11 protein-coding genes are annotated in these 13,076 nt (G+C 58.0%); 5 read left to right on the top strand and 6 right to left on the bottom strand.

Annotation, left to right across the window (positions count from 1 at the left end):
• The 3 genes from QUE75_RS13950 to epmB form a co-directional block, all read right to left on the bottom strand.
• Positions 1–2,085 (bottom strand): EAL domain-containing response regulator, encoded by a 2,085-nt coding sequence (locus QUE75_RS13950; RefSeq protein ID WP_061331590.1) that lies wholly within the window; start codon positions 2,083–2,085, stop codon positions 1–3.
• A gap of 109 nt (positions 2,086–2,194) precedes the next feature.
• Positions 2,195–4,006, bottom strand: a complete 1,812-nt coding sequence (locus tag QUE75_RS13945; protein WP_058092085.1) for a hypothetical protein — start codon at positions 4,004–4,006, stop codon at positions 2,195–2,197.
• Between the two features lie 178 nt (positions 4,007–4,184).
• Positions 4,185–5,288, bottom strand: a complete 1,104-nt coding sequence (epmB, locus tag QUE75_RS13940; RefSeq protein ID WP_230713074.1) for an EF-P beta-lysylation protein EpmB — start codon at positions 5,286–5,288, stop codon at positions 4,185–4,187.
• A gap of 45 nt (positions 5,289–5,333) precedes the next feature.
• Between epmB and efp the strand changes: the two genes are divergently transcribed.
• Both efp and epmA read left to right on the top strand, forming a co-directional pair.
• Positions 5,334–5,909, top strand: a complete 576-nt coding sequence (gene efp / locus QUE75_RS13935; protein WP_058092083.1) for an elongation factor P — start codon at positions 5,334–5,336, stop codon at positions 5,907–5,909.
• 7 nt (positions 5,910–5,916) lie between these two features.
• Entirely contained in the window at positions 5,917–6,888 is a 972-nt protein-coding gene (epmA, locus tag QUE75_RS13930; RefSeq protein WP_286251059.1) for an EF-P lysine aminoacylase EpmA, read from the top strand.
• An 8-nt stretch (positions 6,889–6,896) separates the two neighbouring features.
• On the opposite strand, the gene asd is transcribed toward epmA, so the two are convergent.
• Positions 6,897–7,763 carry an archaetidylserine decarboxylase gene (gene asd / locus QUE75_RS13925; RefSeq protein WP_286251057.1) on the bottom strand — a complete coding sequence of 289 codons (867 nt, stop codon included), beginning with the start codon at positions 7,761–7,763 and terminating at the stop codon, positions 6,897–6,899.
• 187 nt (positions 7,764–7,950) lie between these two features.
• Between asd and motA the strand changes: the two genes are divergently transcribed.
• Together motA and motB are read left to right on the top strand one after the other, a co-directional pair.
• Positions 7,951–8,802 carry a flagellar motor stator protein MotA gene (gene motA, locus QUE75_RS13920; RefSeq protein WP_061331586.1) on the top strand — a complete coding sequence of 284 codons (852 nt, stop codon included), beginning with the start codon at positions 7,951–7,953 and terminating at the stop codon, positions 8,800–8,802.
• Positions 8,803–8,834: 32 nt separating this feature from the next.
• Positions 8,835–9,794, top strand: coding sequence for a flagellar motor protein MotB (motB, locus tag QUE75_RS13915; protein WP_061331585.1), 960 nt, complete (start codon positions 8,835–8,837; stop codon positions 9,792–9,794).
• A 33-nt stretch (positions 9,795–9,827) separates the two neighbouring features.
• Here the strand turns inward: motB and rsgA are convergent, their stop codons facing one another.
• Positions 9,828–10,883 carry a small ribosomal subunit biogenesis GTPase RsgA gene (gene rsgA, locus QUE75_RS13910; protein ID WP_061331584.1) on the bottom strand — a complete coding sequence of 352 codons (1,056 nt, stop codon included), beginning with the start codon at positions 10,881–10,883 and terminating at the stop codon, positions 9,828–9,830.
• Positions 10,884–11,327: 444 nt separating this feature from the next.
• On the opposite strand from rsgA, the gene orn reads away from it, so the two are divergent.
• Entirely contained in the window at positions 11,328–11,870 is a 543-nt protein-coding gene (gene orn / locus QUE75_RS13905) for an oligoribonuclease (RefSeq protein WP_286251051.1), read from the top strand.
• Here the strand turns inward: orn and queG are convergent.
• Complete coding sequence (gene queG / locus QUE75_RS13900; RefSeq protein WP_106694981.1) at positions 11,860–12,954, bottom strand: tRNA epoxyqueuosine(34) reductase QueG; 1,095 nt, start codon at positions 12,952–12,954, stop codon at positions 11,860–11,862. The two genes, orn and queG, sit on opposite strands and share 11 nt — an antisense overlap.
• Positions 12,955–13,076: the final 122 nt, after the last annotated feature.

Below are 13,076 nucleotides of genomic sequence, written 5' to 3'. Positions count from 1 at the left end.
TCAGTGGTCCCCGAAGTCGTAGTTCATCTCCGGTACTGGTGCCTGCAGGTAATAACCCTGGATATAGTTCACCCCGGCCTGCCACAGCGTTGCCAGTACACTGGCGTTCTCTACCAGCGGTATGATGGTGAGCTTGCCGGCATTCTGCAGGCTCTTGACCATTTCCTTGACCTGCTCCTTGGCTTCATCGCTCTTCTGGATTTCTTCCGTGAAGGAGCCGTCAATCTTCACGTAGTCGGCGTCAATGTGCTTGAGCGTGTTGAACGGATTCAGGGCGCAGCCAAACTGGGCAATGGATACCTTACTGTGAAGTTCGTGTACCGCTTTGGTGAACTCCTTGGCCTGCTTCATGTAGTTGTTGGCATCGCCTTCGCGGATCTGGAAAATCAGTGAGTCTCCCGGCAGGCGAGCCGCCTTGAGGGCAACGCTGAGCCAGGGCGTAAAGGTTTTGTCCTGCAGTGTCTCGGCGGTGATGTTCAGGAACAGCCTGGTGTCATGACCCCGTGACCGGTGGCTTGCCAGCTGTTTGATGGTTTGCAGGATCACCCAGCGGTCAATCTTGATGGCCGTATCGCTCGGCCCCATGGGGGGCAGGAAGTCGTAGGGAGAGACTTCCTCGTTGTCTTTGTCGAGCATGCGAACGAAGGCCTCGTAATGCTCTTCGCCCTCACCCCGCAGGTTGATGATAGGCTGGAACAGCAGCCGGAAGCGGTTGTCGTCCAGGGCCTTGAGGATAGCCTCAACCGAGTTGCTTTCATCCAGGCTTTCGTACTGGGCGGGATTATAGACCACGATCCCGTTACCCCGTTCATGGCCCTCGAGCTTCTTCACCTCGGCGGAGGCGGTATGGGCACGCCCCATCAGTTCCTCTGCCTTGGGCGAATTCTCCGTGATCGCGGCTATGCCGATGGACACTGTCAGCGGTACTGTCTTGCCGTTGATGTCGAACAGATGATCTTCAACCGCTTTGCGGACCCGCTCAGCAATGCCTTCCATATGTTTCTCATCGCAGGGCAGGCACATCAGGCAGAAGGCATCATCGCTCAGCCTGGCCAGCGTCACTTCCTCGCCGGCCTGTTCTTTTAGCAGCGAGGCCAGATCACCCAGCAACAGATCGGCACCGGCGATACCGACCTGGCCCTTCATGCTTATGAAGTTGTCCAGGGCGATGTAGGCCAGGGCGCCGGTCTGGTTGTTCTTGCCGGCATTGGCAATGGCCTGGGCCAGAGCGTCCATCAGGTATTGACGGTTATACAGGCCCGTGAGCAGATCCTGGCTGCTGATCTGTTTGAGCTTTTCTTCCAGCTCGGCATCGCTGTGTTCCGGCTGCAATACGATCTGCGTGCAGGCTTCGCCATCATAAGTGGCGGCAGAGACAGACATGGTTACGTTCAATTCCTGATCGTCGCTGCGGCGTGCGGTGCAGTTCAGGGTCATGCCGTCCTTGCCATCATCGGCAAAGGCCTTCATGAAGTCTTTGTACTTGTCCTGGCTTTCCGGGGTCAGGGTATCGAGAACCGGGATGCAGATAAGGTCATCAATGTCGTCGTAGCCCAGGAACTCCATGTAGGACTGGTTGGCATAGATGTGCATACCATCGTTGATGTAGGCGATGGCGTCCTTGGAGCTTTCCAGAAGCAGCTGGCAGCGCTGTTCGGCCTCACGCAGGTGGGATTCCAGAACCCGACGACGGCGGCGCTCTTCCAGGGCGGCCAATTCGCGTTTCACCACCAGCACGAGCAGATCCTTGTACTCGAACGGCACAGCATCCTGTCCGCCGGCCCGGATAATGTTCACCGTTCTTTCCCGGCTGACTTCCTCGGTCAGGAGAACGAAGGGGATGTCCTTGTCCATGCGCTTGACCATGGCCAGAGCGTCATCCGGCCCGAACTCCTGCTCCAGGTCCCGGGCCAACAGTAGGTCCCAGTTACTGGTTTTCAGGGCTTCTTCCAGATCTTCTTCCGAGGTTATACGGTGTGCCCGGGTGGCCTTGCCCGAGTTGCGGAGCAGGCTGACCATGGATTCAGCATCATTTTGAGATGGATCAAGAATCAGCAGGTGTACGGTCGCGTTTTTTTTCTGCATTCGTAAGACTTCTCATGGATACGGTCACTTCCGCTGAATGATGCAGGGGTTGGCGATCAATAACAACCCTGGCAGTAGCCGTGGTTCACAGTCTTTCCGACCTTTGGCGTTACAGTGATGGCCACAGGGAGTCGAATTCGTCTTCCGTGGCGCCGGGCGTTGATGGCGGGGCGCCATTCGGACTGGCCAGGGCCGCCGGATTCTGCAGTTTCAGTTCAAACTGGCTGATGCTGCCGGTGGCAGAGACCTTCTTGAGCAACTGCCCCTGATCTTCCCGGCCATCGTGCAGCAATGAGATGCGACTGCCACTCTGGAAGGGCAGTCTCGGGGTTATGAGGGTAGCGGCCTGATTAACCACACTGATCTCCGGCAGTAGCAGCCCCCGGAGGTATTCGCTGCTGTTGCCCACCTTCTGGATCAGCCTTACCCCGCACGGTGCGGCGCTTGGGGCCAGCAGCTCAATGCCGATCTGGGTGCCCTGATTCCGGACCTGACGCAGCCAGCGCACCACGGCGATGCTCCAGGGGTGGGATTTCTGTTCACGTACCCCAAGAATCTCACCCGCCTGCAGCGAGGCTGGTACATTGGTTTCCCAGGCAACACAGTAGCCACCCGGGCTGGTGTTGATCAGCAGGGCATGATGGGAGCGGGGGCGGCTCTTCTCCTGTCCCGTGGGTATGGCGGCCCCGGTACCCGACTTGAAGTTGATCGGTGCATCGGCCGCGTGCAGCCTGTCTTCACTTGGGCCCGCGTCGTGGGCTCCGGCCCAGGCGTCCGTGTTCCGGTTGGCATTGCGGATAAACCGGTTTTCCTGCTCGGGATCAATGGTTTCGTTACCGTTCAGGAACTCGGCAAAGGTCTTTTCACCAGCTACGAAATAGTGGGTGGCCGTCAGGCCGACGCAGACCTCCAGCGTGCCCTGGCTGGAAATGCGGTTGAAATTCCGCTTGGCCAGAATACCCAGCGCCTGGCTGAGATGTGTCAGCAGGGTGTCGCTGATTTTGGGCGATACCTGTAGCCGCGTAGCATCTTTCTCGTGGCTGCGCCTGGCGTGCAGCACCTCGGCCAGCTGCGTGGAAAGATCTTTGGTGTCAAAACCGAAGCTTTCGTCCCCCGGTTTGTTTTCCAGCAAGCTCCGGTAGACTGGCGGGTTGTCCAGCTCCATGTTGATCACGAACAGGCTGTCAGTTCCAATGTCCGGGCCGCACTGGCAGAACTCGGTCCAGGACTCGAACAGCTCGTAAACCTGAGTCAACTCGGCCTGACGCAGTTGATTGGGGCGGGCGCAGCCCAGCAGGAGAATGCGTTTGTAGCTGTCGGCCACAGTACTGGCGCGGCGATGGGTCAGGGTGTCGTCATCGATTTCCAGTGCGGCCAGTTTGTTCCGATGCGCAAACCGGTACAGACGGTGGCACTCCAGCCAGCTCAGGGCCGGGCTTGGGCAGTAGAGCTGATGCGAACGGACAATCGTGGCGCCCAGCTCGGATATGGCGCGGTGAACGGCGGCGGCAACGTGGCGGCGATTTTTTTCCAGACCGCCGTTATCCAGATATTCCAGCACACACAGTTTATAGCCGCTGGCCAGGTGCAACTGGAGGGCCTGGGCCAGGTTGGCAATCTTGCGCTGCTTCTCGGGCAGGGCGATGGCCAGGCCCAGAAAGTGGCGTGACAACTCGTTGCAGACAAAATGAATTTTCTCGCGAACCAGCTCAAGGAACTGCATTCGTTGCTGCGGCGCCAGAAACAGGTGGTTCAGTTCAATAATCGCATGGTAAAGCTGGCGGGATGCCTCACCGATGTTGGCCATCGGTAGCTGGTCAATCCACAGACGAAAGGCCTTGGGTGTCGTATCGCAAAACGACAGGCTTGCGGTTTTCTGTTCAGGAACCTTCAGTTCAGGTTTCAGAATATTGCCTTCCATGATCTCACGCCAGTGTTTGAGTCGCTTTGAGTATGTATCGACCGAAAGTGTCGAAAATACATGCTTTTATTGTCTTTACCTATAGAACTTTAAGATAGCAAACCAATAACAAAAAGCGAGAAGATCATGAGTTGACAATCTTTGACAAGTGTAAGTGGGACCGCTTTTGCGACATGTCTCACGTTACGCTGATGTTGGCCTGATTATCGCCTGTGAAAACAGGGGTTTTACTGGTTTCCCCGGGCAGTTCCCTGACCAGCCTTGGAACCAGAAAACCCGGCAGCCGCGTCATAAGCGCCCGAACCAGCGCTGCCGCCGCCTGGTCGCTGACATCAAAGTGATGGGCGCCGGCAACGGGATCAAACGCGTGCAGGTAGTAGGGCATAACGCCCGAATCAAACAGGTCTTCACTCAGCCGGGCCAGGATGCTGGCTGAGTCATTGACCCCTTTCAGGATCACGCTCTGGTTGAGCAGGGTCACCCCCACTTCGCGAAGGCGCGCAAAGGCTTTTCGTGTGTCTGAGTCTAGCTCTGCCGGGTGATTCACATGCACCACGAGGATTTTCTGAAGTGGCGAATTGCCAAGCCAGCCCAGCAGGGCGTCGCACACCCGTTGCGGAATAACGACCGGTAGCCGGCTGTGTATTCGCAGGCGCTTGATATGCGGTATGCCTGCCAGGGCTTCGGCCCATTGCGCCAGTAGCCGATCATTCACTGCCAGTGGATCACCACCGCTGAAGATCACTTCGTTAATTTCGGGGGCGGCATTCAGGGTCGCCAGAACCTGCTGGCGGTCGTCCGGACCGAGCCGCTGGGATTCATAGGGGAAGTGGCGGCGAAAGCAGTAGCGACAGTTGATTGCACACTGGCCCGTTACCATCAGCAGTGCCCGGCTCTGGTACTTGCGGATCAGCCCTGTGGTCTGGATGGCGTTGTTCTCTTGCAGCGGATCGCGCACATACCCTGCTTGTTGTCGCGATTCTTCCGCCAGCGGCAGTACCTGTCGCAACAGGGGATCATTGGGGTCACCCGGAGTCATTCGCCGTAGGAACGGCTCGGGCACCCGCACGGGAAACAGGTGGTGGCCCGCGCTGGCACCCGTGAGCCAGGGCTCTGCCGGCAGCTTCAGACGCCCAAGCAGCTGCTCCGGGCAGGTAACGGATTCTGCCAGAATCTGTTGCCAGCCTTTAGCACAATTGTGGGGCTGTCGACGCGGTTCGGTAGCGATCAACGATGGCTCTTCGTTACGGGCTTCTATACGGGCAGGGGTTCGCTGTATCATAGCGACCTTTGAAATTTTAACGACAGTCTGTCAGGTGGACATTTCATGGCTTCATATTCTACCAACGAATTTCGCAGCGGTCTCAAAGTTTTGCTGGATGGCGACCCCTGTATCATGCTGGAGAACGAGTTCGTCAAGCCCGGTAAGGGGCAGGCGTTCAACCGCGTTAAACTGCGTAACCTGATGACCAACCGGGTCTGGGAGCGTACGTTCAAATCCGGCGAGAGCCTGGAAGCCGCGGACGTGATGGACCAGGACATGGAATACCTGTACACCGACGGTGAGTTCTGGCATTTCATGCTGACCGACGGCTCGTTCGAACAGTACGCTGCCGATGCCAAGGCCGTGGGCGACACTGTCAAGTGGCTGAAAGAGCAGGATGTTTACACCGTGACCCTGTACAACGGCGCGCCGCTGACGGTCACACCGCCAAACTTTGTTGAGCTGGAAGTGGTGGATACCGACCCGGGCATGAAGGGAGATACCGCCCAGGGCGGCTCCAAGCCGGCGACACTGTCGACCGGTGCCGTGGTGAACGTGCCTTTGTTCATCACCATTGGTGAGGTGTTGAAAGTAGACACCCGCTCTGGCGAGTACGTTAACCGCGTCAAGAGCAGCTGATCCGACAATGACCGATCAGCCTGTCTGGCAGCCTTCTGCCTCGCGGGAGCATCTGAAAAGCCGTGCACAACAGCTAGCCTGGGTGCGCGGCTTTTTTGCAGAGCGGGGTGTTTTGGAGGTCGAAACGCCGGTGCTCGGACGGCATGGCGTCACCGATATCAACCTCGACGGTATCGCGGCGGCCGTCAACGCTGCCGGAGTTTCTGGCGGCTGGTTGCAGACCTCCCCTGAATATCACATGAAACGCCTGCTGGCGGCGGGCTCGGGATGTATCTATCAGATTGCCCGGGTGTTTCGTAATGGCGAGCGTGGTAGCCGCCATAACCCCGAATTTTCGTTGCTGGAATGGTACCGGGTGGGCCTGGACGACACGGCGATGATGGCCGAAGTGGCTGACCTGGTGTGTGGCTGGCTGGGATGTGATCGCCCGGATGTGCTGACCTACCGTGAGGCCCAGCAAACGCTAGCCGGCATCGATCCGATGGCCATCACGGATCACGACCTGTACCAGTACTGTCAGCAATGGCTGGAGCCGGAGCAGTTGGCCGGCATGGGGCGTGATGATTGCCTGGACCTGGTGATGAGCTTCAAGGTTGAGCCGTTGTTGGGGCGGGGCCGGCCGGTGTTCATTACCCGGTATCCGGCTAGCCAGGCAGCATTGGCCAGGGTTGTCTCAGACGACGATGGCTACCCGGTAGCGCATCGATTCGAGCTCTACATCGACGGGCTTGAGTTGTGCAACGGTTACTGGGAGCTGACCGATCCGGTTGAGCAGCGAGCCCGGTTCGAACAGGACAACCGGCGAAGAAAAGCCGCGGGCAAGCCGGAAATGGCGGTTGATCAGAGTTTTCTGGCAGCCCTGGACGCCGGGCTGCCCGAGTGTTCCGGTGTGGCCCTGGGGTTGGACCGCTTGCTGATGCTGAAAACCGGTGCCGGGCGGATAGAAGACGTGCTGGCGTTTCCGGTCGAGCGCGCCTGAGCCAGGTCTCAGGTGTTGTTGCTGCCTACCCTGCCAAACGCTTCGCCCATGCGCACGCTTTTGCCAGGAACCTGATTGGCATCCCAGGTTACCGCGCCCTTGGGCATTGCCAGGACAACCGTGGAGCCCAGGCGGAACCGGCCCATTTCCTCACCTTTCTCAAAACTGATCGCATCTTCGCCCCGATAAACCCAGCGGGTTATCTGTGCAGGTTCCGGCGCAATTACGCCGGCCCAGGTGGTTTCCATGCTGCCTACGATCATCGCACCCACCAGAACCAGGGCCATGGGACCTGCCTCGGTATCGAAAATGCAGACAACACGTTCATTTCTGGCGAACAGGTTGGGAACATGCGCTGCGGTAACCGGGTTCACCGAAAAGAACTTGCCCGGAATATAGACCATCTCCCGCAGTGTGCCGGCCATGGGCATATGAATGCGGTGATAGTCTTTGGGCGACAGGTAAATGGTACTGAACTCCCCGTGGCGGAACGGCTCAGCCCGGCTGTCGTCACCGCCGAGGATTTCCGTCAGGCCGAAGGACTGGCCCTTGGCCTGGAAAACTCTGTCGTTACTGATCTGTCCGAGTTGGCTGATGGTACCGTCGACCGGACTGACAAATACATCGCTGCCTTCCGCCACAGTGCGCACGCCGGGTTTGAGGGCGCGGGTAAAAAACGCATTGAACGATGGATAGACGGTAGGGTCTGACTCAGCTGCTTCGCTCATGTTTACGCCGTAGCGGCCGATAAACCAGTTAACAACGCGGTTTTTCATGGCCGGGGCGCTCGTGCTGTCGGCCAGGCGACCTGCCAGGCGAGAGACAGCGCGTTGGGGCGTAATGTATTGGCTCAGTACGAACAGTTTGTCAAACATCAATAAGTCTCGGTAAGAACAGAGGCGGCAGTGTAACAAAAGCGGCCCCGTGTATAGAAATTGTTTCACGCCTTCGCTGTTCGTTCAGAGCCTTGCTATTATCAGGGCACAGCTCGCCCCGGTCGGGGTGGAGAACCCGTGACTGACCTCGGTCGTTAACGAGATAACAAAAGGCGTATATCTTTTCATGCTGCTGATTATTGGTGCGGTGATAGTTGTTGCAAGTGTGCTGGGCGGATACGTGCTGCACGGTGGTCATTTGATGGTGCTGTGGCAGCCGACCGAGATCTTGATCATCGGCGGCGCGGCGGTTGGGTCATTCATCATTGCCAACCCCATGCACACGGTGAAAGAGGTAGGGCAGGGTTTCATGCGGTTGCTGACCGGCTCGCCGTTCAACAAGTCCTACTATATGGATTTGCTCAGCCTGCTATATGAAGTGTTCGACAAATCTCGGAAGCAGGGGGTCATGGCCATTGAGGAGGACATCGACAACCCGGAAAACAGCCAGATCTTCACCCGTTACCCGGCCATCATGAAATCCCGCGATCTTCTGGATTTCATCACCGACTACCTTCGCATTATCAGTTCCGGCAACATGGCGCCCCATGAGCTGGAAGGCATGATGGAAAACGAGATCGATAGTCGTCAGCATGAGCTGGAAGAGCCCGCTCACGCGGTCAACAAGATTGCCGACGCCTTGCCGGGCCTTGGTATCGTGGCGGCGGTACTGGGTATTGTCATCACCATGAACTTTCTCACCGAGGGGCCTGAGAAAATCGGCCTGAGTGTGGCAGCGGCTCTGGTCGGTACGTTCTTGGGTATCTGGATGGGTTATGGCTTTGTCGGCCCCATGTCGATTTCCATGGAACACTCAGCCAAGTACGAGCTGAAGGCTTATGAATGTGTGAAATCGGCTATCGTTGCGACGGTGTCTGGTCAGGCGCCCCAGATGGCCATTGAATTCGGCCGCAAGTCGTTACCCACGGATAAACGACCTGGTTTCCAGGAACTCAACGACCACGTTCGTTCGAAGTGACGAGCTGCGTCCCAATCGCCCGGAGTTGAGTTGTGGAAGAACAGCCGATCATCATCAAACGCAAGAAAAAAGTGGTCGGGGGCCATCACGGTGGCTCCTGGAAGGTGGCCTTTGCAGACTTTGCCACCGCCATGATGGCGTTCTTTCTGGTTCTCTGGCTTACGGCCACAGCGTCTCCCGAACAGAAACTGGCGGTTGAGGGGTATTTCAAAGACCCTGTCGGTTTCATGGAAGGCGGTGCTCGCAGCCCGGTGGACCTGGGGGGTAGTGCATCGGTTATCAACGAAGCGACCCAGGACATCGAATCAAGCCCTGTCCAGATCCAGGACGAAGTGGTTGACCAACTGGCTGACACGCTCGAACAGCGTCGCATGGAACAGCTGTTCCAGGAGCTCCAGGAGCGGATTGAGCAAAGCGAGACCTTGCAGGAATTCAAGGATCAATTGCTGATCGACATCACCGATGAGGGGCTGAGAATCCAGATTGTTGATCGCTCTGGCCGCCCGATGTTCGACAGTGGGCGTGCTGAACTCAAATACTATTCCCAGGACATTCTGTTTGAGCTGGCCCGAACTCTCGGTTCGGTCAATAACAAACTCAGCATTACCGGACACACCGACGCCACGCCATTTGTTGGCCGGCCCGGTTATACCAACTGGGAGCTGTCGGCAGACCGTGCCAACACGGCCCGGCGAGCCCTGGTTGCCGGCGGCGTGCGTCTTCAGCAGATTGCCCGGGTGGTGGGGCTGAGTGATTCTGTATTGTTCGATAAGGAAAACCCGACAGCCCCGGTGAACCGCAGGATCTCGATCATCGTGCTCAACAAAAAAGCCGCTGACAGTATTGAAACCGGCGCGGGCAGGTCAGATCAGCCGTTGATTGACCTCACCCAGCCGACGGAAGAACAGCAGCAGGAAGCGAGAGAGCAACTGGAGCGGGGAGACTGGTTCGAGGAGCGGCCGGAACCGGCGCCCGGAGAGTTGAACTGGTAACGTTCCGCTGGCGCCGTGCGCGGGGCTGTTGCCTCAGGTGATTCTCAGCCCCCGGGACTGTTGTTCTGCCATATCTTGCAGAATCCGGTGAAAACTCTTCAGCCGTTCCCTCGACACCGTTCCGGCCTCTGCTGCCGCATCAAGCGCGCAGCCGGGGTCTCCCATGTGGCGGCAGTTGCGAAACTTGCAAAGCCCGATCAGCGGCCGAATTTCCCGGAAACCATACTCCACTTCCTGTGGGGTCATGTGCCACAAACCGAACTCCCGAATCCCCGGAGAATCAATCAGGTCGCCGCCGCCCGGCAGGTGAAACAGCTTCGCCGTGGTTGTGGTGTGTACGCCTTTGCCGGTACTTTCGGATACCGCGCCCACTCGGAGCAGTTCATCCGGCAGCAAGGTCTGGATGATGGATGACTTGCCCACCCCCGACTGGCCCACGAAAACGCTGGTTTTGTCCCGGACCAGTGACTCCACCTCTGGCGCAGGCTGCCCGGCGCAGGCAGTGGCAGAGGTACGCTCCACCTGGTACCCAAGCGCTTCATAGCGACCCAGCAGCGCATCAATCTGGGCCCGGTTCTGGTCGGTAATAAGATCGGTCTTGTTCAGCAGGATAACCGCCGGAATGTCGGAGCTTTCCGAGGCCACCAGGTAGCGATCGATGAGGTTGTCGTGGGGTTCCGGCTCCGGTGCAATCACCAGGATAATATGATCGATATTCGCCGCCACTGGCTTCAAGGCGCCGAAGTTATCCGGCCGCTGCAGCAGGTTGTTGCGCTCACAGCGGGCTACGATCACCCCGGTCTCGCTTTTCCCGGGCCGCCACACCACCCGGTCACCGGTCACCAGGTTGTCGATGTTGGCTCGAACAAAACACCGGAAAACACGCCCGGTGTCGTCACCTTCCAGCGCTTCGATATCCAGTTGCTGGCCATAGTGGGCAATCACCAGGCCTTCCTGTTCAGGCCCCAGTTCGCCGGCTTCGGCTTGCGCTTCCACGGCTTTTTCCTTGCGGTTCAGCCGTTCGGTGCGTTCCTTCTGGATTTTCTCGATGCGCCACTGTTGGCGTTTGTTCAGTTTTCTCTTGGCCATCGGCTCTCAAATGTTCCGGGAAAGTGGTGTGACACATGATACGTGAATCATGGACAATAGGCAGAGTTTTGGTGCCTGCCTCTACTTCTGGTTTCGTGGATTCTGGGCTTGGTGCAAGTGCAGGCATTGGGAGGTCTTTCCGGGAGACGCTACGAGCACATCCATGTGCGCTTGACTGAAGCCATCCATGGCTTCAGACACTCCCGGAAAGACCTCCCAATGCCCGCACAGATACCATGTGCAGATTTCCACGGAATTGCGACACAGAGGAACAGCGGCAGGCGCCAGGTTTGAAAAGCGGGTGTGGGGTGGTGTTCCGAAAATCTGCGGAGCCATGGATGGCGGAGCCGAAGTGCCACATGGATGTGCCGAAGGAGCGTTTTTCGGAACACCACCCCACATCCGCGACAACACCCAACCAAAACCGCATAGGTGTCAAGACGAATGCCCGACCACAACCGACTGGTATGGATAGACCTGGAAATGACCGGCCTGGATCCGGAGAAAGAGCGGATCATCGAAATGGCCACGATAATTACCGATTCAGAATTGAACCTGGTGGCTGAAGGCCCGGTAATTGCCATTCACCAACCAGACAGCCTGCTGGATGCCATGGACGAATGGTGCACCAACACCCATGGCGCCAGCGGCCTGACCCAGCGGGTGAAAGATAGCAAAACCTCCGAAGCCGAAGCGGAGCAAGAAACCCTGGCCTTCCTGAAACAGTACCTGTCCGCCGGCGAATCACCGCTGTGTGGTAACAGCATCGGCCAGGATCGCCGCTTCCTGGTGAAGTATATGCCCGAGCTGGAAGCCTTCTTCCATTATCGTAACCTGGATGTCTCCACCATCAAGGAACTCGCCCGCCGCTGGCGCCCGGATGTACTTGATGGCGTGAAAAAGAAAGGCAGCCACCTGGCCCTGGACGACATTCGCGATTCCATCGACGAACTTCGCCACTACCGGGAGACCTTTTTCAAGCTGTAATGCCGTGCTGCTGTAGCGCCCAGGCCACATGCTCCCGCACCAGCGCGGAAGGGTGGTCGGCCCGCTGTTTCAGTGCCTCGATCACCGGAATGGTGCTCGGGGCGTTGCCCAGCCCGACCGCCAGGTTGCGTAGCCAGTTTTCATAACCGGTTCGGCGGATGGCCGAGCCTTCGGTGCGCTTCAGGAACTCGTCCTCCGTCCACAGAAAAAGCTCGGCCAGGCTGCTATTGTCGAGGCCATGCCGGGGCTGAAAGTCGTTTTCCCGGGTCGGTTTGTTGAATTTGTTCCAGGGGCAAACCAGCTGGCAGTCGTCGCAGCCGAATACCCGATTGCCCATCTTTGACCGCAGCTCTTCCGGAATGGGCCCCTTGAGTTCAATGGTGAGATAGCTGATGCAGCGGCGGGCATCCAGTAAGTGAGCGCCAACGAAGGCGTCGGTAGGGCATACCTCCAGGCAGGCGGAGCAGGAGCCACAATGCTGGCTGTCAAAGGCTTCGTCCACCGGCAGCGGAGCGCTGGTAAAGATTTCACCCAGAAAGAAGAATGAACCGGCTTTGGGGTGAATCAGCATGTTGTTCTTGCCAATCCAGCCCAGCCCAGCCCGCTGGGCGAGCCCGCGTTCCAGAACCGGTGCGCTGTCTACGAAGGCTCGGTAGTCGTAGCCGCTGACCGCGGAATCAATCTTTGCCGCCAGGGTGGCCAGCCGTTTGCGCATCAGTTTGTGGTAATCCCGGCCCAGGGCGTAACGAGTCACGTAGGCGGTTTCGCGGTTAGTCAGTACCTGCTTCGGATTGTCCGGAGCGGGCAGGTAATCCATCCGTACTGAGATAACGCGGGTGGTACCGGGCACCAGTGAGTCGGGGGTGTAGCGTTTGTCGCCGTGGTCTGCCATATACGCCATGTCGCCATGGTAGCCGGCTTTCAGCCACTGTTGCAGGCGTTCGGCGTGGGGCCCGGTATCAGCGCAGGTGATACCGGCGTCGGCAAAGCCGAGCTCGCTGGCCCAGGCCCGGATCTGGTCGGGCAGGGCATGCAGTGCCTCATGTTCGGGCCGCTCGGAGCGGAGCTCTGGGTTTGACGTCATGGGAGAAGTCGGCTGTGTAACCTGCGAAGATTTAATTTGATTAAGTTATGACCTTTTTCCCTGTTTTGCTATTCTTTACAGGTATCTGGCCAGTTTTCTTAAACCGGTTTCTTTAGCTGGAG

Origin of the sequence: Marinobacter shengliensis (assembly GCF_030297115.1) — a bacterium.
Lineage (GTDB): Bacteria > Pseudomonadota > Gammaproteobacteria > Pseudomonadales > Oleiphilaceae > Marinobacter > Marinobacter shengliensis.
The sequence above is the reverse complement of the archived record's forward strand: the minus strand, read 5'-3'. Positions and strand labels throughout refer to the sequence as shown.